This is a genomic window from Streptomyces flavotricini (assembly GCF_020639365.1).
In the GTDB taxonomy this organism is placed as follows: Bacteria; Actinomycetota; Actinomycetes; order Streptomycetales; family Streptomycetaceae; genus Streptomyces; species Streptomyces flavotricini.
Map to the genome: position 1 here is coordinate 8537703 of NZ_JAINUL010000001.1, position 24256 is coordinate 8561958.

Below are 24256 nucleotides of genomic sequence, written 5' to 3' on the forward strand. Positions count from 1 at the left end.
GCGTTTGGCGACGGTGTGAGGGTCGAGGGCGTGAGCCCCGTTGCGCAGCTTCACAGGGCGAAGGTCCGGCGCCGATCGCGGTCTGCGGCCATGTCCGCCGCGGCGCGGCGTGCGGCGGCGGCGTGGTGGGGCGCGTTCCAGGCCAGGGCGACACGTTCGGCCAGCGCGTAGGCGTCGGCCGCGGCCCGGCCTTCGCCTAGGAGGCGGTGGAGGTCAGCCAAGGGGTGGGCGAGTGGGCGGGTGGCGTAGGCAGCGTTCGCCGCGCCGGCGAACTGGTCCCGGACCGGCCGCAGATGCTCGATCAACAGGGCCGCGGAGTCGGTGTCGGCGTGCAGGACGGCGAGTTCGCTACGGTAGTCGAGCTCCACGCCGTAGAGGTGGTCTGTCACCGGTTGTTGGGGAAAGAGCACGTCGCGTGCCTCGTCCAGCCGGCCCTGGCGGGCCAGTACGAGAGCGTGCGCGACGGCGACGGGGGCGCCTACGGCCTCGTGCACCTCGCGGACGCTGTGCGCGATGTCGGCGGTCCGCCCCTGGGTGAAGCGAATGGTCCACAGGCCGAGCGTGCGTGGGCCGGTCGCGTGGTGTGCCCCGACCCGCTGGAACAGCTCGTCCGCCTGGGCGTACCGCTCCTCGGCCTCCGTGAACCGACCCGCGATGGCGGCGAGCATGGCCCGGGTCGTGACGTTGATGCCGAGCGCCCAGAGCATCCCGTAGCGGTGCGCGAGGTCCAGGCCGTCAGTCGTGTGTCGGTGGACTGCTGCGGGCTCGTTGCGGACGGCTGCCGCCACAGCGTCGAGGTGCTCGCACACCCAGCGGTGAGCGGGCAGGTCGTGCTCCGCGGCCAGCGCGCGCAGTTCGGCGACGAGCGGGGGCCGGGTGGCGCCCTGCAGCTCGTACGGCAGCAGCTTCGCCGAGGTCATCACGGCCGAGGCGAGCAGCCGCGGTCCACCGACGGAGCGAGCCAGGGCCAGCTGTGCGTCGGCCGCGTCGCGGGCACGCGCGGCGTCCTCGCCGGCCACGGCGTCGGCGAGGACCTGCAGCACGCGGGCCCGTGTCGCCCCGTCCAGCGAGCGGTCGCGGGCGAGCCGTTCGAGACGGGCAAGCGCGGTCCGGTCGAAGAACCCCTCCAGTCGGCTGCGCCAGGGTGAGGGCTCGGTCCAGGCCCCGTACACCGCCGCCACCAGGTCGTCGCGATGGGCCCGTACCGCGAGGTCCACGGCCTGCTGCCGGGTACGCCGGGCCGCGGCCGTGGCGCCGGCGCGGAGCTGGGCCCCGAGCAGGCGCATCAGGAGGGCGAGGGTGGCGTCCGGGTCAGCGTACGGGTCGGCTGTGGCCGCGCTGTGCACGTCCAGCGCCTGCGCGATCAGCCCGACCGCGACGTCGTGCGCGTACCGCTGCTCCGCCAGCCCGGCAGCGCCCAGGGCGTACTCGACGGCCAGCGGCGCGTTCACGGCGCTGCCGGATCTGGCGAAGTGGTGGGCGAGCGCGGCCAGGTCGTCGGGCCGCTGCCGGTGCAGCGTCCGGGCGATGCGGTCGTGCAGGCGGGATCGCCGTACGCCGGAGAGGTCGGTGTAGACGGTGTCGCGGACCAACGCGTGCACGAAGCCGACCCGGCCGGGTCCCGCCTCGGTCAGCAGGTCCGCGGCGAGAGCGGCGTCGAGTCCTTCGAGTACGGTCTCCTCGTCCGTGTCGGACGCCTCGACCAGCAGTGCGACGTCCGCTTCCACCCCTACGGCGGCGGCGAGCCGCACGGCCGCCAGCGCGGCGTCGGGCAGCAGGGCCAGGCGCCTGCGCAGGACGTCCCGGACGCCTTGGGGGACCTCGGAGAGGGCCACCAGCGCCCCTTCGCTGTCGAGCAGGCGCGCGCTCTCCCAGACGTAGAACGGATTGCCGCCGGTCCGTGCCGTGATCGTGGCCACGGTGGCCCTGTCGACCGGCTTGCGGCAGACGGCGTCGACGACGGTCGCGACGTCGCGCGCCGAGAGTCCGCCGAGCGCGATCCGGTGCGGGAGGCGCGGGGCGAGCTGCGCGAGAGTCTTGCCCAGCCGGTCCGTGACCTCGGCGGGCCGGTAGCAGGCGATGGTGAGCAACGGGACGCCGGTGACGGCGGCCGCTGCTTCGAGCAGGGCCAGCGTTTCCCCGTCGGCGCGGTGCAGGTCGTCCAGGAGCACCGCGAGGGGGCGCCCGGCGGAGGCGGTGGTGAGCCACGCCGTGAAGGCGCGGTGCGTACGGAAGCGGTCGGCTGCCGCCTCGTCGCGCGTGGCGGCAGCCGCCCCTTCCGGCTCGTGCAGGAGAACAGCCAGGTCCGCCGTGTGCGCGGGGGGCACCTCCCGGGCGAGCGCACCGAGTGCCTCCACCCACGCCCAGGCAGGCGGAGCTCCCTCGTGCCCGGGGCAGCGGCCGATCACCACGGTCCAGCCCTCGCGCCGCAGCCGGTGCGCGAACCGGTCGAGGAAGGCGGACTTGCCGGCCCCCGCTTCGCCGGTCACAAGCAGCAGTCCGCCGGTGGTACGGGCTTCTCGTGCCGCGGTGTCGGCGGCGCCGAGTTCCTTCTTCCGGCCGAGGAAGAGGGGCTGTCGGCCGGCGGGCAGGGCGCCGGAGCCGGAGTTCTGGGCGCTGCCGTGGCTGGGCCTGGCGATCTCCGTACGCGGCTCCGGTCCGGCGGTGCCCGGCTGCTGCTCCGGCACGTGCGCGTGCAGCACGTCCAGCTGCTGGTCGAGGAGGGCGTGCTCGAGCTCGACCAGGGCGCGGGAGGGATCGCAGCCCAGCTCCTCGCGCAGCACCGCCCGGGCTCGGCGTAGCGCGGCCAGGGCGTCGGCGCGCCGCCCGCACGCCCAGTGGGCGAGCGTGAGCAGCCGCCAGCCCTCCTCCCGCAGCGGGTGCTCGCCCACCAGGGCTTCGGCGGCCGACGCCGCCCTGAGGGTGTGTCCGGTGCGCAGGTCCGCGGCGAGTGCCAGCTCGCGGGCGTCCGCCCGCAGCGCGGCCAGCCGGGCCGCTTCGGGCCGGGCCCACGTCTCGTCGGAGAACTCCTGGAAGGCGGGGCCCCGCCACCAGGCCAGCGCTTCGGCCAGCAGTTGGCGCGCCTGTGCGGCCGGGGCGCGCTGCGCCCGGTCCAGCCGGTCCTCGAACCGCCAGGCGTCCACCGCCTCCTGGGGGAGGAGCAGGGCGTACCCCGGAGCGGAGGTGACCAGGACCGCAGCGGGCGTGCGCGGCGGCCGATCGGGTTCGAGCACGCGGCGCAGGTTGGACACGTAGGCGTGCAGTGACACGGTGGCCTTGGCCGGTGGGGTGCCGCGCCACAGGTCCTCGACGAGGCGGTCGACGGACACCACCGCCCCGCGGGCCGCGAGGAGGCAGGCGAGCACGGCCCTCTGCCGCGGTGCTCCGAGGGGGACCGGCGTTCCTTTCGTCTCGGCCTCCAATGAGCCCAGCACTCGTATGCGCAACACGTCCGGGAATCTACCGGAGGTGGCGAGAACGAGTCGTCAACGAAGGCTGAACGCCCAGGTCGGAGGTGGTTCCGGCAGGGTCCGTAAGAGACGTCCCATGGGTTCGCCAAGCCAACACCAAGTGGCGACGGGCAGTTTCGGTACGTCCATTGCCCCGTATGCGATCCATGGAGTGAGCGAGCGTGTCCCCCAGCACCACCTCCCAACGACCCCACACCCACGAGATGGTCGTGGTCCACCGTGTCTTCCGCCGTGAGTCGGCGCTGCTGCCGCGGCTGGTCCGGGCCGTCCCTGACGGTGCGACCGCCCGCGCAGCCCAAGTCGGTGCGCATCTGGCCGAATACATGGAGGGGCTGCGCCACCACCACACCGTCGAGGACGAGACGATCTGGCCGCTGCTGCGCGAACGTGCCGCGGATGAGGAACTGGTCGCGCGGATGGAGGAGCAGCACACCGGGATCGACACCTGCTCAGCGATGGTCGCCGACCGCGCGCTGCACTGGCAGCGGACCGCCGACCGTACGGCGGGGCAGCAGCTCGCGCTGGCATTGGACGAGCACCGTACGGCGCTGCTCGAGCACCTCGACGACGAGGAGCGGCTGGTCCTGCCCCTAGTGGGCCAACACCTGACCGTCGCCGAGTGGGACGCGGTCGGACGCGGCGGCATGGAGGGCATACCCAAAGAGAAGCTCATGATTGCGCTCGGTGCCCTGCTCGAGGATGCCACCCCGCAGGAACAGGCCTACTTCCTCGGCAGGGCCCCGTTCATCGGGCGCCTGCTGTGGAAGGCGGTCGGACGCAGGCAGTACGCGGCGTCCTGCCGGGCCCTGAGGGCCCCGCTCTCCGAGCTCGACGGTGGCGCGGGGCGATGACCGTACTCGACTCCGCCCCTACGGCCCTGGATGCTTACCGGACCTGCGAGTTCGCCACCCTCGCCAGGAGCGGAACTCCGCTTGCCTGGCCCACGGCGGTGGCCCGGCGCCCGGAAGGGACCCTCCTGTTGACCACCTCCCTGGCCTTCGCGCAGAAGGCGCTGAACGTGCGCCGGGACGGCAGGGTCGCCCTGCTCTTCTCGGACCCGACGGGCAGCGGCCTCGATCCCGCCCCGCAGGTCTTCGTGGGAGGCCGGGCCCAGTGCCCGGACGAGATCGCGACCGGCCCGGAAGGGGCGGAGGATTACTGGCGGATGCTTTTCGAGCGGCAGCCGCACAGCCGTTCGTACCTCTCGCCGCCCATGAGGCCACTGATGCAGTGGTACTACCTACGGCTCCTCATCACCGTCGAGCCCGAGCAGTTGACCGTACGGCCGCCCCTGGCAGGGCTGTCGGAACCGGGCGCACCGGCAGCGGTCACCGGTACCGAGGCGCTGTCCGGCGCCGCGCAGCTGAGTCGCTTCCCCACGGCCGTACTGGCTGCCCTGGACGCCACCGGGGCGCCGCTGCTCGCCCGGACCCGGCCGCGGCCCACCCCGGCCGGCTACTTGGTGGACGTGCCGCCCGACTGCGCGGTGGAACGCGGGCCGGCCTCGCTGCTGGTGCACCGGCACGACGAACGGCTGAACCACATGTACAACGCATCCGTCCGCGGGGACCTGAGGCGGACCGACGGGGGCTGGTTGCTGGTCCCGTCGGTCGTGGTCGAACCGATGGGCTCGGGACGGCCGACCGACGCGTTCCGCGTCCTGCGGCACACGAAGCGCTCTACCGACCGCTATCTGGAGCGGCGGGGGCTGTCTCGGCCGACGGTGCAGTGGGACCGCTTCCGTGCCCTGGTGAAGTCCGCGGCGCAGAAGGAGCAGGCCTCGTGAGCTTCCTGATGGCCCGCCTCGCCGCCGCGCTCACGGGCGTCCGGAGCCGCGCCGCACACCCCCGCCCCCGGACCCGGGCCGGCGGTGACCGCATGCGGCAGGTGATGCGCTCGCCGCACCACTGACGGCGAACTGCATGTGGGTCAGCACAGGCTGGAGGCGGACTCCCGCCTTCGGCCGCCGCTCAGAACCTGGTGGGCGGCAAGGCCGCCACCGTGTGCACGTTCCCTGAAGAGGCGCCACTCGTTGCCGGACCCGACAGAACATCACCGGCGCGGCTGACGACTGTATGCAGCCTGCTGTTCTGGGGCACTGTGTTTGTTGCCGAGCGTCCTCCGGCACACCGCCCGATGTGCCGCGACCAGGGGGCGTCACTGCGAGGGTCCGACCACTCGAACGCGGAACTGCTGGAAGGCGGGGTGCGGATCCCGCCGGGGCTGATCCCGCTGGAGGTGCCGCCCACCGAACTGCTTGTCGGGGACCTGCTCGACGGAGTCCTTCGTAACTTCTCCGTGAGAAGGAAGGACGGGATGCGGAGCCCTCAGCGTGTGTGATCGACGCCCAGAGCGTCAAGACCTCGACCAGCGTTCCCGCCGCCAGCCGGGGCATCGACGCGGGGGGCGAGAAGATCGCGGGCCGCTGGCGAAACCCATCGACAACCGCTGTTCCTGGAAGGGTTCTGGCTCAGCTTTCGTGCAGTGGCCACGGTGAGTGACAGCTGAGGGTCTCCGGGCGGCATGCGAAGTCGCCCGAAAATGGACGGTGGTCAGTGCAGCGGGGCTGACAGTCCGGGCCGTGGAAGACGTTGCACTCCAGCTGAAGGCGCTGTTGTTCCCGGCGATCGCGGACATCGCGGTGCGGTCGGTGGACGTGGATATCGAGAACGTGCGCCTTGACGCGCAGTGCACCACGGCCGGCGCCGTCTGCCCGGAATGCGGAGTCTGCTCGACCCGGGTTCACAGCTCCTACCTGCGGTTTCTCGCTGATGTCCCGAGCGCCGGACGAAGCGTCGTACTCCAGCTGCGGGTCCGGCGGTTCCGGTGCGGGAACACCAAGTGCCCACGTCGGACGTTCGTGGAGCAGATATCCGGCCTCACCCGCAGACACGGCCAGCGCACCGAACGACTGCGTTCCATCCTGACCGCAGTCGGCCTCGCCCTGGCCGGTCGAGCCGGCGCCCGCCTGGCTGCCGTGCTTGGCATGTCCATCAGCCGGAGCACGGTCTTGCGCCTGGTCGAGGCGCTGCCCGAGCCGGAGGTGCCGATGCCTCGGGTGGTCGGCGTCGATGAGTACGCCACCCGCAAGGGCCGCCGCTACGGCACTGTCCTGGTGGACGTCGAGACCCGTCGTCCGATCGATCTCCTGCCTGATCGAGAGGCATCAAGCCTGGCCGCCTGGCTCGCCCAGCGGCCAGGGATCGAGGTCGTCTGCAGGGACCGCGCGCCGTTCTTCGCGGAAGGCGCCACAGCCGGGGCACCCCAGGCGACGCAGGTCGCGGACCGTTGGCACTTATGGCACAACCTCGGGGAAGCCGCTGAGCGTGCGGTGGCCCGACACCGCCAGTGCCTTCGGGTTCTGGTCCCCGATCCCGTGGCGAAGGCCGACGAACCCGCGCCGCCCGAGGAGAAGACGGACTCGCCATGGCGGAGCGAGCGGTTCGCCAACCGCGTCCGAGCCCGGCATGCCACGGTCCACGCGCTGCTGGAAGCCGGCCACAGCCGCCGCTCCATTGGGCGTCAGCTCCGGATGACCCACCGCACCGTCAAGAGCCTCGCCGACGCTGCGAAGCCGGAAGATCTCTTTCGTGGCCAGTGGCAGCACAGCAGGACCTCCGTCCTCGACGAGTACAAGCCTTACCTGGACGAACGTTGGGACGAGGGCTGCACCAACGCCTGGAAGCTGTGGGAGGAGATCGTTCCCTTGGGCTATCGCGGCAGCTACGGCCGGGTCAGCGCCTACCTGCGAGAGAAGCGCACCTCGCCACGGCCGGTCACCGCGCAACCGCCGGCACCCCGCGTGGTGACGAGATGGATCCTCAGTCGACCCGAGACGCTGACCGAGATCGAACAGCTCCGGCTCAAGGCCGTCCTGGCCAACTGCCCCGAACTCGATGCCCTGACCGGTCACGTCCGGTCCTTCGCCCACATGCTTACCGAACGCCAGGGTGAACGACTCCCGCAGTGGCTCGACGCCGTCCGCCAGGACGACCTGCCCAGCCTCCACACTCTCGCGGCCGGCATCGACCGAGACCGCGACGCCGTCATCGCCGGCCTGACGCTGCCCTGGAACTCCGGAGTCGTCGAAGGACACGTCAACCGGATCAAGATGCTCAAGCGCCAGATGTTCGGCCGCGCAGGCTTCGGCCTTCTTCGCAAACGGGTCCTGCTCGCCCCGTAGTCGTGTTGTCAGTGCCTGATGCGAGGATCCGGGCGACCATACGCAAGGAGATCAGCATGGGCACCTGGGATACCGGTCCCTTCGACAACGACACAGCCGCGGACTTCGCCAATGCGCTCGACGAAGCCGAGCCCGAGGCGCGTGAAGCCCTGATCCGAGGCGTCCTCGTCCGGACGATCGACGCAACCGGCTATCTCACGGAAGCGGAAGAGGCGGTGGCCGCCGCCGCTTTGCTCGCGGCGCAATGCCCGGGAGGCGAACCCGTCGACATGTCCTACGGCCCGGAAAAGCCCATGCCCGTCTTCCCTTCCGACCTTCGGGTACTCGCCGACGAAGCCCTCGCCCGCATCGTCGACGACGAGAATGGGCCGGCCTCAAACTGGGTCGACCCGGAGGACTGGAAGCAGTGGCGAGCCATACTGACGCGCCTTCGCACAGTGCTTGCCCCGCCACCCCCGTCCATTGCTCTCTTCGACGTCCAGCCGTAACGGAGCGTCACTCAGCACGAAAGCTGAGCCAGAACCCGGGGCGTGAAGTCCGTTCTTCATGACTTCGGGAGGCACCCGGCGAGGCGGGATGTCGATGTTCACGAGAACGGGAGGCAGAACGACACAGAAGTCCGCGAGACGGCAGCAGAGCCACACCACGGATCACCTGATTCCGTAGCCAGCGCTTTGTCCCCGGCTGGATGCGATGCCGTTGACGCTTGGCTAGCCGGGTCTAGCCTGCCTCGGCGGGGGTACGGCCCTTCGGCTCGCGGCGGGCATGGGCCTCGGGGACAATCTTCCAGAGCATCACCGGGAGGAGCAGGGTTAGAGCGGCGAAAACAACGGCCGGGTGGTCGCCCCCTGCGGCGAGAGTGCTGATCAGCACCGTACCGAGCGCATGGTCGAGGGCATCGAGACCGGGGCCGGTTCGGTGGCCCGGACTGGCCAGGCGCATGCGGTGCAGCGCCTTCAGCGCGAAGAAGAAGTTCAGGCCGGCGCAGGCGAGCAGGGCCCAACGAACCGCCATGGGTATGTTCACAGGCGCGACTCTAGGCCACTCGCTCCACCCCAGACGGTCCCGGCCCAATGCAACGGTGCACTGCGGCGATCCGACTTCCGACGACGTCTGGACAGTCGGCACGACTTTCCGACGGTGGGCGGTGCCTCCCAAAGTCGGTTCTGGCACAGGTCGGGCGCACCGGTGAGCCCCACGTCGAGCGATACCTCGGCCCCTGCCCCTCTCTCCTGTCTCCGGGGACGTGTGTGACATGGCGGCCTGTGACCCCCGATCGTCAGAGCCAGCCTTGCTGCGCCGCTTTGAGGCCGGCTTCGAAGCGGCTCGTCGCGTGGAGGCGTTCCATCAGGGCGGACATCTGGCGCCGGACGGTGCGCAGGGACACCCCGAGGCGCTTGGCGGCGGCCTCGTCGGTCATGCCCGAGGCCAGGAGCTTCAGCAGTTCGAGTTCGGTCGCGGTCGGAAGGGTGTCGCTGGGGCGGGGCCGGTCCGCGCCGAGCGGTACCGCCGAATCCCACGTCTGCTCGAAGAGGGTGGTCAGGGAGGCCACGATCCCGGGCGCGCTGGTACACAGGGCGCCGAGCCGGGAGTGGTCCGGGTCGATCGGGACGACCGCCACCGCGCGGTCGAATATCAGCAGGCGCGGCGGCAGGAGCGGGCTCGTCCGCACCTGGCCTCCCTGTTCGGTCAGCCAGCGCGCGTAGGCCAGCGTCGTCGGATCGTTGCGGGCGCTGTCCTGGTAGACCGAGCGCATCTCGATGCCGCGGTCCAATGCCCGCCGGTCCAGCGGCCGGGAGGCCTCCAAACTCGCTTGTGACAGTGCGCCGCCCGGCAGGATCGCCAGGCACTCCCGGGTCAGTCCGTGGGCGAGCTGCTCCAAGCGGCCCTGGATGGCGTCCATCCCCACGAGCCGTTCCGCACCGTCGACCTCGGTGTTGGGGCTGAGTCCGGCGAACTCGGAAACCACCTGCGCCGCGGCCGCCTTGCTGCGAGCCAGCTCCTGCTGCTGCCTGGCCAACTCCTCTTCCTGGCGGCGCAGGAGCAGCTCCAGGCCCAGTTCGGGTCTCACCGCGCGCAGGCCGCCCGGGCAGTCCCGGGACGGTCGGAGCAGTTCGAGGTCGACGAGCCGGTCCAGGCCCTCGCGGACCCGGGTCTCGGTCAGACCGAGGCGGTCACTGAGCTCGGCGACGCCTCCCGAAGGGTCGGCCAGCATGCCCCGGTACACGGCTTCCACCTCGGCTCCGAGCCCCAGCGTTTGCAGCATCTCCCAGCCCCCCGGCTGTAGTTGGGCCGCTCTCGGCGAGCGTCGCCCCCGCGATCGTAGGCGAAGTCTGTCACCAAAGTGCCAGGCCTGTTGGTGCCAGCAGGAACCTCTTCTTCGCAGGTCCCACGGACAGCAACATGGTGTCCACCGGGACGGCGGGGACGAAACGAAACTCCCCGACTCAGGCCAGAGCCGCAAGGACGACCCGGGCCAGCGCGCGGCACACCGCACCGAACGCCTCGCTTCCACGCCTGTGACCTGGGGGAAACCATGTGCCGCACCGCCCGCTTCGCCACTGTCACCGCCGTCCTCACCGCTCTGTGCGCCGGCGCGGTCACGACCGCTTCGGCGGCCGCCGCCGAGGACCACTACGTCAGCGCCGCCGCCGACGGCAGCATCAACTGGGACACCCCGCCCTCGTCCATCGAGGACAGCATCAACTGGGACACCGCGCCCGAGTCCGCCTGGGACAGCATCAACTGGGATTGACCGGAATGCGCGTCGTACGGGCCTCACTGTCAGGGCCACGTGCCGATCCGGACCCGGAGGGCGTGCTCGCGCTCCTCTCCGATCTGATCTGGGCCCACACGCCCGCCGCCCACGGCCTCGAACATCTGCGGACCAAAGCCGCAGCCGACGGCGTGGACGTCTACCTCTTCCTGAGGGCCGCTTCCGAAGCCGCGGCCCTCACCCAGGCCCACGCCATCCTCGACGGCGCCCGCGCCCCGCTGCGGGCGCACGGCTATCGCCCCGGCGCGCCGCGCCGCGAACCTTCCCCAGGAGAACACAGTGACCGCCCCCCTCCGTCAGGCCGCCCTTAAGAGCGCGGGACCCGCCCTCTCGACCGCCCTCGGAGCCTGCCTGCTCACCGCCGCGGCCGTCGCCGCCGCCCCGGCCGCCGAGGCCGCGACCACGTGCGGCGGGACCGCCTCGATCTACGGCGTCCTTCCCGACGGCCGCCTGACCTTCAGCACCATCACCCCTGCCACCGGTGCGCTGAAGAAGGTGCGGGTCGGAGCGAACCTGGGGTTCGAGCCCAGGGCGATGGCCACCCTCGACTTCAACACCGTCCTGGTGACCTCGACGACGGGCGCGCTCTACCGCCTCGACGTCCTCACCAACAACGAGTCCCTCGTCCTGGAACGCGCGCCCGTCAAGATCTTCGACAGCGGCTGGACCCACGACAAGCTCACCTACGACGGTCACGGCCACCTGTACGGCACGGCGGGCGGCGTCCTGCTCCAATACCTGGTCTCACAGCCCAAGCCGACCGGCTCGGCGCACATCGGCCAGCGCAGGGAGATCGGCAGCGGCTTCGTCCTGAAGACCCTCACGGCCGCCGGAGACGACCGTCTGCTCGCCACCACGTCGGCCGGCGCGCTCTACTCTTACAAGATCAACGCCGATGGCACCTGGGACCGGGACGACCTCAAGCCGTCCGGCTGGTCCGGCTTCGACCAGGTCGTATCGCCTGGCGGCGGCCTCTACTACGGTCGGATCGAAACCACGGGCGCCATGTACTGGTACAAGGACGCCAATCCGGCTGACGGTTCCGGAAACGACATCGCCTACCACAACGACACCCCCGTCAACACCGGCGGCTGGACGCAACGACTGCTCTCCGCCCAGCCGGGGACCTTCAGCTGCACCACCACTGCGGACCCGCTCGACGGCCACGACATACCCGCCGTGAAGGCGGCCGGCCGCGACCTGATGAACCGGCACGACGGCGGCGCCTGGAACAGCTCCACCCAGTGGAACTGCCTGGAGCAGCTCTGGGACAGGGAGAGCGGCTGGCGCTACTGGGCCGACAACCCGAACTCCACGGCGTACGGCATCCCCCAGGCCCTGCCCGGGTCGAAGATGGACGCCTTCGGCGACGACTGGCGCAGCAACCCGGTCACCCAGATCAACTGGGGCCTGTCCTACATCGACGGCCAGTACGGCACGCCCTGCGGCGCCTGGACCCACTTCCTGAACAACGACTGGTACTGAACGGCCCCGAGCGCCTCCCGCTCACCCGTTCCCCCTCACCTTCCGGCCCGACGCGCGTACGTCAGGGCTGCCCAAAACCTGGAGACACCCATGTCCTCGTCGTCACTCAAGCGCCGCCTGGCCGCCACCCTGGCCGTCTCTGCCACCACTCTCGGCATGATCACCCTGACCTCGGCGCCCGCCCAGGCCGCGGCGATCTGCGGCGGCAACGTGTCGGTCTACGGCACCCTCCCCGACGGCCGCCTCACCTACACGGCGATAGCCCCCAACACCGGCGACCGCGTCAAGACCCTGGTCGGCGCGAACCTAGGCTTCACGCCGAAGGCGATGGCCACCCTCAACTTCAATACGGTCCTGGTGACCTCGACGGCCGGCGCGCTGTACCGCGTCGACATCCAGACCAACGACAGTGCCCTGGCCTTGGCTGGTGTCACGAAGATCTGGGACAGCGGCTGGACCTTCGACAAGATGGCCTACGACGGCGCCGGTCACCTCTACGGTACGGTCGGCGGCGAGCTCCACCGCTACAACGTCTCCCAGGCCAAGCCCGCCGGACCCGCCCACATCGCCAAGCACGCCGTGATCGACACCGGCTTCGTCCTGAAGACGCTCGCCGCCGCCGGTGACGACGTCCTCATCGCCACCACCGCCGACGGCCGCCTGCTGTCCTACCAGATCAACGGCGTCGGAGACTGGGAAAGCTCGGAGCTCAAGAGCTCCGGCTGGTCGGCGGTCGACAGCCTCGTCTCGCCCGGCGGCGGCCTCTACTACGGCCGTACGAACGGCGGGATGTACTGGTACCACGACGCCGATCCCACCGACGGCAAGGGCGACGACATCGCCTACCACCCCGCCGACCCAGTCGACACGAGCGGCTGGACCCAGAGCCTGCTCTCGGCCTTCGCCAACGACTGCACCTACCAGCCGCCGACGCCCCCCACCCCCACCCCCTCCACCAAGGGCGGGCAGATCGCCCGCAGCGAGATCATGAGCCGCGCCGCGAACTGGCTGAGCCGTGACATCGCCTACAACCAGGGCGCGTACGCCTCCGACCCGGACGGCGACCACACCTACCGCACCGACTGCTCCGGCTTCGTCTCCATGGCCTGGCACGCCGGTACCAGCTACACGACCCAGAGCCTGCCGGGCACCGCCGCCGCCATCTCCAAGTCCGACCTCCAGCCCGGCGACGCGCTGAACACCCTGGACGGGCACGTGGTGCTCTTCGAGAAGTGGGTCGACAAGGCGGCGGGCAAGTTCTCGTACATCCACGAGGCGAACACCAACGACGACATGATGCGCGGTCAGGACTACCTCAACGGCGGCAGCGACGGCCGCATCGCCGGCCACGCCGCCTCGGGCTACGTCGCCCTGCGCTACGACCACGTCGTCAACGGATAACCGCCCGCGCGAGCGAAGGCCGGACCACCCTCCACCGGGCGGCCCGGCCCTCACTCGTGGGTCGCTCCAGGTCCTCGCAGGCCGCGGTCCGGAGCTCGGCGCCGCCGGGATTGCAGAGCGTGCCGAGTATGTCCGGCGTTGGGTGCTTGGCTGCACGCCTTGTCTGGCCCCGCAGATCCTTTTCGACGGGCGGGCCGGGCCGGTGGTGGCGAGTGAGGATCCGGCGCGCGAGGGCTTGCGACGCTGCCGGGAAACCGGGCGGCGGCCGGTCGGCTCCGGCCCGGGCAGCCCGCTAGACCTCCGAGCGCCGACGCGTCTTCCTGGACGACTTGGAGGCCGGTCTGCCAGCGCCGCGAGCGCGACCCGGGTGAAGAGGAGCGCCTCTACCCGCCGGAGTCGTAGCCCTGGTGGGGGCGACTGTGCCCGGGCGGGGGCCTTCCACCGCTCGCACGAGCGCGTCGCGTAGCACGAGCAGAACACGTCTGTGCAGCGCGACGACCGCACTGTCCGCCACCGCACCGCCTGTCAGGAATGCGATGTCGTACACCTCCGGATCCCCGGCTTCATCCGAGCCTTTCGGGGACCGTGCGAACACCCACCGCATACCGGCCCCGGGTCGCCGACTTCGTCTGCCGCCAGCCTTAACTGACAGGATGACACTCAACCCCCTCGCGGCAGCTTCAGAGCAACCTTGAGCCTTGCCCGCCTCGTCGACGAAGCTCGGCAGCGCTCGGCCCGTGCCGCGTACCCTGCGCCCGGCATCGGGTGGGTCGGACGGCCGTCACGGCTGTTCCCGACCTATCCGAGCGGCCGAAGGGGCGGCCGCGTCACGCGTGAACCTCGTCCAGGTCTCCCGCGCCGCCGATGGCTGGTCTGGAGATCAGCCCGACTGGCCCATATCCACATGGGCCGCTCTGCCCGCTCGGCTGAGAGTCGCCGGCACGCATGAGCCGGGGAGCCGGGAAGTGGGGCAGTCAGCGAGCCGAACCGCTCATGCCTCTGAGGAGCGCCAACGCTCGAGCAGGCGCTGCCGAAGATCACAAGCCCTCCGACGACGAACATCACGTTTGAGGTGGTCGAATTATCGGCTTTCTGCTCTTCGAGGTTCTTACTCCCGGTCTGCTTGCCGTTCGAGTAGCTGACGCAGGTGTCGGCCGCCGACATTTTCTCGCCGCCGCACTCGTCAGACGACACCTGGAATCCGACCCAGACGATCGCCGCAGCGGAAGTACAGGTCACGCAACCGGTCATCTGTGACCGGCGGCCACGAGAGGTTCGGCGAGCAGTCCTGCGGCGGCCTGCCGGCGGTCCCCGGCAATGGCCGCCGCACTTCTTCCAAAGTCTTTTGCCCAAACAGCGCGGTCGCCCCCGGCTACCGGGTCCGCTCCACGCCGAGATGTTCCATCCGCTGATCCACGCGGATCTCAGGCCACAGCGGATGACCGTTCAACTTGGACGTCCGCGAGCGCTGTCACAGCCTCGCCGCCTCGGTGGCCTCACCCGTCCGGGCGCGGGGATTGTCTCGCCTTTCAGGGGAGGGATCAGTGCATCCGAATCAGCGCCGGAATCAGAACAGCAGGCGTGGCATACAGCCGAGCGGAAGAGGTGTGGATGCAGCATCTGTGGACGGCCCCGTCTGACCGAGCCGGACCGAAGTCCGGAACCCCGCGTAGTGGCACCTCTCGTACCGGCGCAGACCCCAGTACCCGTCGTGCCGGCACTTCCCCGCCCACGGCGCAGGAAGCCGTCACGGCCGGCGAGGCCTTCCTCCACGCACACCTGCGCACCGCCCTGAGCACCGCCCGGCAGATCGACCAGGTGTTCACCGACGAGGTCGCAGGCCGTGTCGCCGGCCTCGTGCGCAGGGGAGGCAAACGGTTGCGCATGGGCTTCGTGTGGTGCGGTTGGCAGGCTGCGGGCGGCCACGGCGACCCTGCGGACGTACTCCGCCTCGGCGCTGCCCTCGAACTGCTGCAGGCGTGCGCCCTGGTGCACGACGACGTCATGGACGGCTCCCCGGTCCGGCGCGGCGCACCCGCCGTGCACATCGGCTTCGCGCGCATGCACCGTGAAGAGTTGACACACGGCTCCTCAGAGGTCTTCGGGACCGGTGCCGCCATCCTCGCCGGGGACCTCGCCCTGGCCTGGGCCGACGACCTCTTCACTGAAATCGCCCTGCGGTCCCCGCACGGCGTGTGCCTGCACCGGGAGTGGCGGGCGATGCGTACGGAGATGGCCGCGGGCCAGTACCGAGACATCCGCGCCCAGGCTCTGGGGTCATCGGATGTCACCGAGGCGGTCACCGTTGCCACCCTCAAAAGCGCGCTCTATTCCGTCGTGCGGCCCCTCTGTCTCGGCGCCGTCCTCGCCGGCGCCGATGAGTCCGTTCTCGGCGCGTTGCGGTCGGCGGGCCGTTGCGCGGGCCTGGCCTTCCAGCTCAGCGACGACATCCTCGGAACGTTCGGCGATCCGGCCGAAACCGGCAAACCGGCCGACGATGACCTGCGCGCCCGCAAACCCACCTATCTCCTCGCCACCGCGGCCCGCCTCGCTTCGGCCTCGGGTGACGTTCAGGCCGGCGTTGTCCTCGAGCCCGGAGCGGAGCCCCGCTCGGACGCCGGCATCGCGCAGATGCGCTCCGCCATGGAACGCACCGGGGCACGAGCCGCGGTCAGTGCGGAGATCACCGAACTCGCCGCGGCGAGTGTGGACCATTTCGCATCGACCGGCGCGACAACCCCCATCGTGCGGGAGTTCGACGCCCTGGTGCGGCGTGCCGCGGGCGGGCCGGCAGGCACCGCACCCCAGGACACCTCATGAAGACCGTACCCGGCCCGACCGGGCACGTCGTCGTCGTCGGGGCGGGGCTCGCCGGCCTGGCCTGCGCCCTGCACCTGCTGGGGGCCGGGCGCAGCGTTGTCGTCGTGGAGCGCGAGAGCGGACCCGGCGGGAGAGCGGGCCGCGCGGAGACCGGCGGATATCTGCTCGACACCGGGCCGACCGTCCTGACGATGCCGCACCTGGCTGATGAGGCCTTCGCCGCCGTGGGCGACAGCCTGGCCGCGCGCGTCGAGCTCCTGCCCCTGGATCCCGCCTACCGGGCCGTGTTCGCCGACTCTTCCCGCCTCGACGTTCACACCGACGGCGAGGCCATGGAGGCCGAGGTCCGCAGATTCGCCGGCGCCGCCGAGGCGGCCGGCTACCGCCGGCTGCGCACGTGGCTGGAGCGCCTGTACCGGGCGCAGATGCGCCGATTCATCGACACCAACTTCGACTCTCCCTTCCAGCTCCTGCACCCTGACCTGGCCCGGCTCGCGGCACTGGGCGGCTTCGGACGCCTCGACCGCAAGATCGGCAGCTTCCTGTCCGACGAGCGGCTGCGCCGGGTGTTCTCCTTCCAGTCCCTGTACGCCGGCGTCCCGCCGGCCCGCGCCCTCGCCGCCTACGCCGTCATCGCCTACATGGACACCGTGGCCGGCGTGTGGTTCCCCCGCGGCGGCATGCACGCGCTGCCCGCCGCCATGGCCGCCTCCGCCGAGCGGGCGGGCGCACAGTTCCACTGGTCCTCCGAAGTCACCCGGCTCGAACACGTCGGCGGCCGAGTGCGCGCCGTTCACCTGGCCCAGGGCGTACGGATCCCCTGCGACGCGGTCGTCCTGACACCAGACCTGCCCGTCGTCCACCGCCTGCTGGGCCGCGTACCCCGCCGCCCGGTACGCCTGCGCCACTCGCCCTCCGCAGTCGTCCTGCACGCCGGTACCGACCGCACGTGGCCGGACCTGGCCCACCACACGATCTCCTTCGGCGGCGCGTGGGAGCGCACGTTCGACGAGCTCACCCGCACCGGAACCCTGATGAGCGACCCCTCACTGCTGATCACACGCCCCACCACCCACGACCCCGCCCTGGCACCGCCGGGCCGGCACCTGCACTACGTCCTGGCACCCTGCCCGAACACGGATACCGGCCCCTCCGCGACCGCCTGGCAGACCCTGGGCCCGCGCTACCGCGACTCCCTGGCCGCGGAACTCGAACGCAGGGGCCTGCACGGATTCACCGACAGCATCGAGCATGAAGTGCTCGTCACCCCGGCGGACTGGGCCGCCCAAGGCCACGGCGCCGGCAGCCCTTTCTCCGTCTCGCACACCTTCGCCCAGACCGGACCCTTCCGGCCGCGCAACCTGGTGCGCCACCTCGACAACGTGGTCCTGGCAGGCTGCGGCACCACGCCCGGCGTCGGCGTCCCCACCGTCCTCATCAGCGGAAAACTCGCCGCCGCCCGCATCACCGGCGTCCCGTCGGCCGCCCGCACCACCAGCACCCGGCCAGCGCCTCCCACCGCGGCAGCCGCCCACCCCGCTGCCCGCCGGACCGTCGCAGGAAGGCCCCCGACGCCATGAACAGCCGTGAACTGGACGCCGCGGGCGTCACCGATCCGCACCTCAGGTCGGCGTACACGCTCTGCCGCCGCCTCAACGCCTGCCACGGACGCACCTACTTCCTGGCCACCCGTATGTTGCCCGCCGAGCGACGCCCCGCCGTCCACGCCCTGTACGGGTTCGCGCGCTGGGCCGACGACATCGTCGACGACCTCGACCGCCGCGAGCCCCCTGCCGTACGCGACCGGCAGCTCGCCGTCCTGGAGGCGGCCCTCGCCCACGGCCTCGCCACGGGGACCAGTACGGAGCCCGTCGTCCGGGCCCTCGCCGACACCGCCGCCCGCTACCGCATCCCGCACGCCCACTTCACCGACTTCATGGCCTCGATGCGCGCCGACCTCACCATCACCGATTACCCGACCTACCAGGACCTGCGCGCCTACATGCACGGCTCGGCCGCGGTCATCGGACTCCAGATGCTGCCCGTCCTCGGCACCGTCACCGACCCGCAGGAGGCCGCACCCCACGCGGCCGCCCTCGGGGTCGCCTTCCAGCTGACCAACTTCCTCCGCGACGTCGGCGAGGACCTCGACCGGGGCCGCGTCTACCTGCCCGCTGACCTGCTGGCCGCCCACGGCGTGGACCGCCCGCTCCTTGAGCACAGCCGCCGCACCGGCCGCCGCGACCCGCGTATCCGCGCCGCGCTCGTCGCGGCGGAGGCGCTCACCCGCACGGTGTACCGGGAGGCCGAACCGGGCATCGCCATGCTCGATCCGCGCGTACGGCCCTGCATCCGCACGGCCTACGTCCTGTACGGCGGCATCCTCGACGCCATCGCCGCCGACGACTACGCCGTCCTGCACGGGCGCTCCACCGTCACCCGTCGCCGCAGGGCCCTCACGGCCGCCACCGGGGCCGCCCACGTCGCGGCCGCCCGCCTCCGCCACAGCAGGCCGCGCCGCAGACCCCTCCCCGCACCCCACGACCGCATCCACTCCCCGCAGGGAACCCACGAATGAACGAGGACACGCGTCGCCCACGCCGGCGGACGCCGCTACGACTGCGAACCGGCACCGGCTGGGCCGCGCAGGCACCGACCTGGCAGCAGGCCCGGCCGGCGCTCATCGCCGCCGCCCTCAAGCGGGCCCAGGCCCGATCCGGCGGAAACTGGTTCGTCGTCGGGGCTTCCCGCAGCGTCGCCGCCGACGGCCGCCCCGCCGGCAGGACCGTCGGAGGCACGGAGATCGTCCTGTGGCGCACGAGCTCCGGTGACCTGCGTGCCGGCCAGGGCGCCTGCCCCCACCTGGGGGCGCCGCTCCGCGAAAGCCGCGTGGTGTGCGGCACGCTGGTGTGCCACTGGCACGGCATGGCGCTGGACGGCGCCCCTGTCGCCGGATGGCAGACGTACCCGGTGCACGACGACGGCGTCCTGGTGTGGGTACGGCTGGACCGGACCGGCGGAGAACAGACGACCGAGCGGCCGCCGTCGGTCCTCAGGCCGGATCCCGGCCGGGCCGTGGACGCGGTCGTCACCGTCATCGGGCGCTGCGAACCCGAAGACGTGGTGGCCAATCGCCTCGACCCGTGGCACGGATCGTGGTTCCACCCCTACTCCTTCACCGACCTGCGCGTGATCACCGCCCCCGAGGGGGAGCCGGACGAGCCCTTCGTGGTGGACGTCTCGTTCAAGGTGGCGGGCCGGCTCGTGGTGCCGGTACGGGCCGAGTTCACCGCCCCCGGGCCGCGCACGGTGCTCATGCGGATCACCGAGGGCGAGGGGCGGACCTCCATCGTGGAGACCCACGCGACACCGCTGACCCCGCCCGGCGCGGCCGTGCCCAGGACCGCCGTCGTCGAGGCGGTGGTGGCCGCCTCCGACCGTCCCGGCTTCCGCCTGGCACGGGCCCTCGCCCCGGCACTGCGGCCGCTGATGTCCCGGGCCGCGGGCCGCCTGTGGCGCGACGACCTCGCCTACGCCGAGCGCCGCTGGGCGCTGCGCAACGCCGGCACCTTCCCCGGCTGACGGCAGGGCGGGCGGACCGAACGCGGCGGCCGTCCGGCGCTCAGGACCCTGCCGCGATGCGCGCCAGGAGCCGCAGGGCGCGGGAGCGGCCCGCCCGCGGCACGGTCCACAGCACCTGTCCCCGCACCCCCCGATCGGCGAGCAGGGCATTGGCGGCGAGGAACCCGGTCGTGGCGGCCCGCTCCATCAGCGCAACCGGAAGACCGCAGCGCACCGCGTCCCCGGCCAGGGTCACCCGTGGGTCAGGTGTGCGGACCGCCGGGCGGCGAAGGTAGCCACCGAACGGAAAGAGCGGGCAGTCGGACCTCCACTCGTGGCGGGAGTCGATGATGCGCGCCTCGCGGGTCTCGGGGTAGATCTCCCGCAGCCTCGCTGTCAGGTGCTCCTGGACCTCCTCACGGCATGCGGCGCCGGCGACCGCGTAGGCGTGGAGTTCGACGACAGAACCGCCCGTGCGTCTCGCCCAGCGGGCCGCCTCTCCCTCCCAGCGGTCCAGGACGCTGATGTTGTCCAGGCCGTCGAAGCCGCTGGTTGCGAGGAAACCCGCACGCCCCGGGTCCACGGGCCGGTCCAGCCAGAGCCGGGAGACCAGGAACGGGGGAGCGGTACGCAGGCTCGCGACCTCCTCGCGCCACGCGGCGGTGCCGAGTCCCGGTGATCCCGCCACGGTCTGGCGCAGGCCGCGCACGTCGAGGGCCAGCACGGCCGCCTGGTGGCGGAACGTCCCGTCGTCAGTCCGTACTTCGAGGGCGCCGTCGGGGCAGGGGTCGACCCCGTGCACTGCGGTGCCGGTGCGTACATCGGCTCCCAGCTCCTGCAGATAGGCGCCGAGGGGGTGCCACAGCGCCTGCGGGAAGGGCTCGTTGGGTACGTCGAAGAGCAGGCCCTCAGACGAGCCGAGGAAGTAGATGTGGAACATCAACAGCAACTCCGCCGCCGAGAGTTCTCCCGGGTCCGAGAAGAAGCTGCGCGAGAACACCTCGAAGGCCAGGTGGCGTGCGGCCGAGGGAAAGCCGATGCGGTCGAGGAACTCGGCGGCGCCGATGCCGTCGTAGCGCTCGTACACCTCGGGCACCCGTACGTCGAGGAGCGGCAGCGCCGCCCTCGGGTCCATCGCCGCCAGGTCCCGCCAGCCGAACGTCGGGCTCAGCGCGACGAATCCCAGGGCACTCCACGGTGGTGTGCGAGGCACCCGCGCGAAGCCGTCCGTCGCCCCGCCGCAGTGCCGCAGCGGATAATCGGACAGCGGCGTGAGCCGTGCGAGGGCCGGGTCCGTCCGTCGCAGTAGCCCCCGCAGGTTGTAGTACTGGCGGAAGAACGCGTGGAAGCCCCGGCTCATCGTCACCTCAGAGCCGTCCGACAGCCGGGTGGGCCACCCCGCGAGCCGGCCGCCCAGCGAGGCCTCCCGCTCGTACAGGGTGACCCGTGCTCCCCGTTCGGCCAGGGCGGTGGCCGCGGCCAGTCCCGCGATCCCCCCGCCCACCACCGCCACGCTCGGGGCATCCCGCCGCTCGAAGCGGGCGCGGCCCGGAGCGGGCAGCACGACCTCCGCCCGCCGGTCGCGGCCGCGCCGGGCCGCCCCGGGGCCCGTATCCGAGGCGCGCCCGAGGCCCTGGAGCAGGGCGCTCACCGGGTGGCCTGGGGCAGCCCGGACCCGTTGCGGGCCGTGAAGGTGTGGACGATGCCCGTCTGCCAGCCAGCCACGGGAGTCGTGCGCACCGATGTGAACCCGGCCCGGCGCAACCGGTCGACGAAGGCAGGTGCGGTGTCGAAGGCCGGCACGCTGTCGCACAGGTGCCGGTACAGCTCCCGGTCCCCGGTCAGCGTGCCGGCCGGCACGATGACGCACCGGCTGACCGCCTCCCACACGGCCCGGTGCCCGGCCCTCCCCGTGAGGCTGTACTCGTGCGCCGCCAGGCGGCCGCCGGGGCGTAGCACTTCGCGTACCGCGGCCAGTACCGCGTCCGGATCGGTGACGTTGCGGAAGAGGTACGCGGCGAACACGGCGTCGTACGGACCGGTTCCCGCGGCGGGCAGGTCCTCCGCGGCGGTGTGGGCGAACCGCACGCGGGCGGGCCACGGCTTGGACCGTGCGCGGTCCAGCATCCCCGCGGAGGCGTCGACGGCGGTGACGCGGGCCAGCGGGGCGGCGCGCAGCAGCGCGCGGGTGGAGGCTCCCGTGCCGCAGCCGAGGTCCAGGATGTGCAGGCCCGCCCCGCCGCCGGGCAGTTGCAGGCGGCGTGCCGAGCGGTACAGCTCGGCGCGGTGACCGGGGTTGAGGGCGGTCAGCCGGTCGTAGGAGCGCGAGGCGTGGTCGAAGGCGTGGGCCAGATCGTGGTCGCGGAGCAGCGTCACCGCGGGTTCTCCTCGGGTCGCGGGGCGCCGATGGCCCCTGGGCGGGCGCGCCGGCGCAGTAACGGCAGTTCGGCCGCGGTGCGCAGCATCGGGGCGACGGGCGTGCGCAGTCCGATGGCGAACTCCTCCCGCGGCGTTGTCCGCCCGTCGAGGAAGCGCAGCAGCCGCTCACCGGGGACGGTGCGGAAGAGGTCGGTGAAAAAGGCGGGTCCGTCGATGCGGCCCGCGTCGATGCCCCGCAGGAGGACCGCGTCCATGGCGAGCGCGCGACGGCCGTACGGGGGTGGCACGATCTCGCCGCTTCCCGCCCGCAGGGCGGCCACGATGTCCCGACTCTGCCGCTGCACGGCGGAGAAGGTGTAGCCGGTGGCGGGGCGGGTGGCGCCCCCGGCCGCCCCGATCCGGTACACGGACGGGCCCACGCGGCGCGGAAAACGTGCGTCGGTCATGGGGATCACGCCCTGCTCCTCCGCGACGATGCTGTACGGGCCCAGCCGCAGCACGCGGCCCGCATAGTGGCGCAGGGCGGCCCCGTACTCCGCCGATGTCAGGGGCTCACGCGAGAACTCGGTGTACTCGACCAGTGCGTGATCGGGGGCGAGGGGCAGGACGTAGCCGAACGCCAGACCGTGTCGGGGCTGCGGCACCCGGAAGTCCATCAGATCGGCGACCCCCGGGTCGAAGCGGGCCGAGGCGGTACGCACGAACCATCCCCAGAAGTGCTGCAGCAAAACCGTCCGGGCGGGTGGCAGGAAGGGCAGCGGCCGGGAGTCGAACACGTACCGCCCGTGCAGCGCGAGACGGCCTCCTTCCGCCAGGGTGCACACCACCTCGGCACCCCCGGGGTACTGGCGGATCTCGTGCACGGCGCCCCGCACCAGCCGGGCCTGCGGATGGCCCGCCAGTCCGCGGTGCACCAGTTCCTCGAAGGCACCCGAGCGGATCATCCGATAGGTCATGGGGGAGGGGTCGCTGACCACCGTGCTGCCGTCGGGGCCGCGGACCCGCAGGCGCTCCCACGATGCCGAGACCGCATCTTCGAACTCGTCGGGCCCCTGGGCCCAGTGACACCAGGTCCGCTCAGGGGGCCGCAGCCGCCCCCGGGACGGCTGCACTACGACGAAGTCGCCGATACCGGTGCGCGCCAGCCGGTGCGCCAGACTCAGCCCCGCCGCACCACCCCCCACGATGACGACATCCGCAAACTCCGCGCGGGCGTTCGACGCCACGGCTGGCGTGTCCGCCGCCCGGCTCACCGCGCCGCCCGTTCGGCCCGGTCGACGGTGGGCGGAGCCGACCCGGATCCGGTTGTGCACATGTCGTGGACCCTCCCTGTTCCGGCCGGAGCGCGGGTGACCATCAGTCTGCCGGGAGCAAGCCCCTCCTGGCCGCCCCCACGCCGAATTCCGGTTGAAGGCCTGCCACGGATGCAGCTGACTCTGACGTGCCGGCCCGCAGCCGAACGCCCCGAACTGATCGAGCGCTGATCGGCATCGAGGGGGCCTCGCTCTGGCTCCTGCCGTGATCCGCCGGGCCGGGGCCCGTCCGGCACATTGGCGACAGCGGCTCCTTAGGCTATCGACCTGACGCTGGACGGTTCGGATACGAGGGTTCTTGCCGTCTTCTGGAAGACGGCTCTGGGCTATGTCGACGAGCCGCCGCCCGCCCCCTTCAAGACACGCGAGGAGTGGCTCGCGCAGTTCGACCTGCCGGAGGGCGACTCCGTGGCCGACGGGGCGTGGCTCTGTGATCCGGACGGCGTCGGCCCGCGCCTGCGCATCCTCAAGGTCCCCGAGCCCCAAGACGGCAAAGAACCGGCTGCACATCGACGTACGAGTGCCAGGACACGGTAGTCCTGACGAGCGATGGGCGCGGATCACGTCGGAGTCCGAACGCCTGATGCTGGCGGGCGGGACCCTCCTCGAGAAATTCGACGGACACCATGTCCTGATGGCCGACCCAGAGGGCAATGAGTTCTGCGTCGGCGCAGCCTCTGCGTAATGTGCGCCAGAGATCGGCCCGTGTAGTCCACCAGCCCACGACCGCGACGTCGACGGCGGTCAGGCCGGTGACGACGCCATCCCCCGAGGCCGGGGGCACTCCTCGGTGACCGAGTGGTCGACCGGATCCCGCCGCGGCGGAACCGTCCTTGGTATGGACCTGACAAACAGCGGCGGCTAGCGT

Annotated in this window: 21 protein-coding genes and 1 pseudogene; 16 read left to right on the forward strand and 6 right to left on the reverse strand. The window is 71.8% G+C overall.

Annotated elements, in window-relative coordinates:
- Window positions 1-50: 50 nt before the first annotated feature.
- On the reverse strand, window positions 51-3449 hold the full coding sequence (locus tag K7B10_RS39295) for an ATP-binding protein (RefSeq protein ID WP_229344437.1): 3399 nt from the start codon (window positions 3447-3449) through the stop codon (window positions 51-53).
- A 182-nt stretch (window positions 3450-3631) separates the two neighbouring features.
- On the opposite strand from K7B10_RS39295, the gene K7B10_RS39300 reads away from it, so the two are divergent.
- From K7B10_RS39300 to K7B10_RS39320, 6 genes and pseudogenes are all read left to right on the forward strand, one after another.
- A complete protein-coding gene (locus K7B10_RS39300; RefSeq protein ID WP_229344441.1) occupies window positions 3632-4321 on the forward strand; it encodes a hemerythrin domain-containing protein in 690 nt (229 codons plus the stop codon).
- Between the two features lie 128 nt (window positions 4322-4449).
- On the forward strand, window positions 4450-5256 hold the full coding sequence (locus K7B10_RS39305) for a pyridoxamine 5'-phosphate oxidase (RefSeq protein ID WP_308284676.1): 807 nt from the start codon (window positions 4450-4452) through the stop codon (window positions 5254-5256).
- On the forward strand, window positions 5253-5381 hold the full coding sequence (locus K7B10_RS41110) for a hypothetical protein (RefSeq protein WP_267501564.1): 129 nt from the start codon (window positions 5253-5255) through the stop codon (window positions 5379-5381). Before K7B10_RS39305 ends, K7B10_RS41110 begins: the two co-directional genes overlap by 4 nt.
- A 380-nt stretch (window positions 5382-5761) precedes the next feature.
- Window positions 5762-5905, forward strand: a pseudogene (locus K7B10_RS39310) (IS5 family transposase); the annotation flags it as partial.
- A gap of 146 nt (window positions 5906-6051) precedes the next feature.
- Window positions 6052-7653, forward strand: coding sequence for an ISL3 family transposase (locus K7B10_RS39315; RefSeq protein ID WP_229344447.1), 1602 nt, complete (start codon window positions 6052-6054; stop codon window positions 7651-7653).
- 56 nt (window positions 7654-7709) lie between these two features.
- On the forward strand, window positions 7710-8141 hold the full coding sequence (locus K7B10_RS39320) for a DUF4259 domain-containing protein (RefSeq protein WP_229344450.1): 432 nt from the start codon (window positions 7710-7712) through the stop codon (window positions 8139-8141).
- Between the two features lie 232 nt (window positions 8142-8373).
- Here K7B10_RS39320 and K7B10_RS39325 read toward each other — a convergent pair whose 3' ends face one another.
- Window positions 8374-8679: a hypothetical protein gene (locus K7B10_RS39325; protein WP_229344452.1), complete on the reverse strand. Its 306-nt coding sequence runs from the start codon at window positions 8677-8679 to the stop codon at window positions 8374-8376.
- Window positions 8680-8932: 253 nt separating this feature from the next.
- A complete protein-coding gene (locus K7B10_RS39330) occupies window positions 8933-9919 on the reverse strand; it encodes a helix-turn-helix transcriptional regulator (protein WP_229344454.1) in 987 nt (328 codons plus the stop codon).
- Between the two features lie 270 nt (window positions 9920-10189).
- Between K7B10_RS39330 and K7B10_RS39335 the strand changes: the two genes are divergently transcribed.
- The 8 genes from K7B10_RS39335 (at window position 10190) to K7B10_RS39370 (ending at window position 19717) form a co-directional block, all read left to right on the forward strand.
- Entirely contained in the window at window positions 10190-10408 is a 219-nt protein-coding gene (locus K7B10_RS39335) for a hypothetical protein (RefSeq protein ID WP_229344457.1), read from the forward strand.
- Window positions 10405-10740 carry a hypothetical protein gene (locus tag K7B10_RS39340; protein WP_229344458.1) on the forward strand — a complete coding sequence of 112 codons (336 nt, stop codon included), beginning with the start codon at window positions 10405-10407 and terminating at the stop codon, window positions 10738-10740. Before K7B10_RS39335 ends, K7B10_RS39340 begins: the two co-directional genes overlap by 4 nt.
- Window positions 10709-11914 (forward strand): aggregation-promoting factor C-terminal-like domain-containing protein, encoded by a 1206-nt coding sequence (locus tag K7B10_RS39345; protein WP_372481522.1) that lies wholly within the window; start codon window positions 10709-10711, stop codon window positions 11912-11914. Before K7B10_RS39340 ends, K7B10_RS39345 begins: the two co-directional genes overlap by 32 nt.
- Window positions 11915-12004: 90 nt before the next feature.
- Window positions 12005-13315 (forward strand): tachylectin-related carbohydrate-binding protein, encoded by a 1311-nt coding sequence (locus K7B10_RS39350; RefSeq protein WP_229344459.1) that lies wholly within the window; start codon window positions 12005-12007, stop codon window positions 13313-13315.
- Between the two features lie 1611 nt (window positions 13316-14926).
- Window positions 14927-16135, forward strand: a complete 1209-nt coding sequence (locus tag K7B10_RS39355; RefSeq protein WP_229345745.1) for a polyprenyl synthetase family protein — start codon at window positions 14927-14929, stop codon at window positions 16133-16135.
- Window positions 16132-17715, forward strand: coding sequence for a phytoene desaturase (locus K7B10_RS39360; protein ID WP_229344460.1), 1584 nt, complete (start codon window positions 16132-16134; stop codon window positions 17713-17715). The genes K7B10_RS39355 and K7B10_RS39360 overlap by 4 nt, the downstream gene beginning before the upstream one ends.
- Entirely contained in the window at window positions 17712-18713 is a 1002-nt protein-coding gene (locus K7B10_RS39365) for a phytoene/squalene synthase family protein (RefSeq protein ID WP_229344461.1), read from the forward strand. Before K7B10_RS39360 ends, K7B10_RS39365 begins: the two co-directional genes overlap by 4 nt.
- The gene (locus tag K7B10_RS39370) at window positions 18710-19717 is read left to right on the forward strand and encodes a Rieske (2Fe-2S) protein (protein ID WP_229344462.1); all 1008 of its coding nucleotides are present in this window, start codon (window positions 18710-18712) and stop codon (window positions 19715-19717) included. The genes K7B10_RS39365 and K7B10_RS39370 overlap by 4 nt, the downstream gene beginning before the upstream one ends.
- Window positions 19718-19757: 40 nt before the next feature.
- Here K7B10_RS39370 and K7B10_RS39375 read toward each other — a convergent pair whose 3' ends face one another.
- The 3 genes from K7B10_RS39375 to K7B10_RS39385 are packed head-to-tail and all read right to left on the reverse strand — an operon-like array spanning window position 19758 to window position 23301.
- A complete protein-coding gene (locus K7B10_RS39375; RefSeq protein ID WP_229344464.1) occupies window positions 19758-21347 on the reverse strand; it encodes an FAD-dependent oxidoreductase in 1590 nt (529 codons plus the stop codon).
- Window positions 21344-22072, reverse strand: coding sequence for a class I SAM-dependent methyltransferase (locus K7B10_RS39380; RefSeq protein ID WP_229344467.1), 729 nt, complete (start codon window positions 22070-22072; stop codon window positions 21344-21346). Before K7B10_RS39380 ends, K7B10_RS39375 begins: the two co-directional genes overlap by 4 nt.
- Entirely contained in the window at window positions 22069-23301 is a 1233-nt protein-coding gene (locus tag K7B10_RS39385) for a lycopene cyclase family protein (protein WP_229344470.1), read from the reverse strand. The genes K7B10_RS39380 and K7B10_RS39385 overlap by 4 nt, the downstream gene beginning before the upstream one ends.
- Before the next feature lie 360 nt (window positions 23302-23661).
- Here K7B10_RS39385 and K7B10_RS39390 point away from each other — a divergent pair, with 360 nt between their 5' ends.
- Window positions 23662-23925: a hypothetical protein gene (locus K7B10_RS39390; RefSeq protein WP_504967680.1), complete on the forward strand. Its 264-nt coding sequence runs from the start codon at window positions 23662-23664 to the stop codon at window positions 23923-23925.
- Entirely contained in the window at window positions 23819-24073 is a 255-nt protein-coding gene (locus K7B10_RS41880; protein WP_504967673.1) for a VOC family protein, read from the forward strand. Before K7B10_RS39390 ends, K7B10_RS41880 begins: the two co-directional genes overlap by 107 nt.
- Window positions 24074-24256: the final 183 nt, after the last annotated feature.

Coding starts and splice junctions, on each gene's coding strand:
- K7B10_RS39320 (WP_229344450.1), top strand. CDS start 7,710: ATGGGCACCTGGGATACCGGTCCCTTCGACAACGACACAGCCGCGGAC.
- K7B10_RS39330 (WP_229344454.1), bottom strand. CDS start 9,919: ATGCTGCAAACGCTGGGGCTCGGAGCCGAGGTGGAAGCCGTGTACCGG.
- K7B10_RS39335 (WP_229344457.1), top strand. CDS start 10,190: ATGTGCCGCACCGCCCGCTTCGCCACTGTCACCGCCGTCCTCACCGCT.
- K7B10_RS39350 (WP_229344459.1), top strand. CDS start 12,005: ATGTCCTCGTCGTCACTCAAGCGCCGCCTGGCCGCCACCCTGGCCGTC.
- K7B10_RS39355 (WP_229345745.1), top strand. CDS start 14,927: ATGCAGCATCTGTGGACGGCCCCGTCTGACCGAGCCGGACCGAAGTCC.
- K7B10_RS39360 (WP_229344460.1), top strand. CDS start 16,132: ATGAAGACCGTACCCGGCCCGACCGGGCACGTCGTCGTCGTCGGGGCG.
- K7B10_RS39365 (WP_229344461.1), top strand. CDS start 17,712: ATGAACAGCCGTGAACTGGACGCCGCGGGCGTCACCGATCCGCACCTC.
- K7B10_RS39370 (WP_229344462.1), top strand. CDS start 18,710: ATGAACGAGGACACGCGTCGCCCACGCCGGCGGACGCCGCTACGACTG.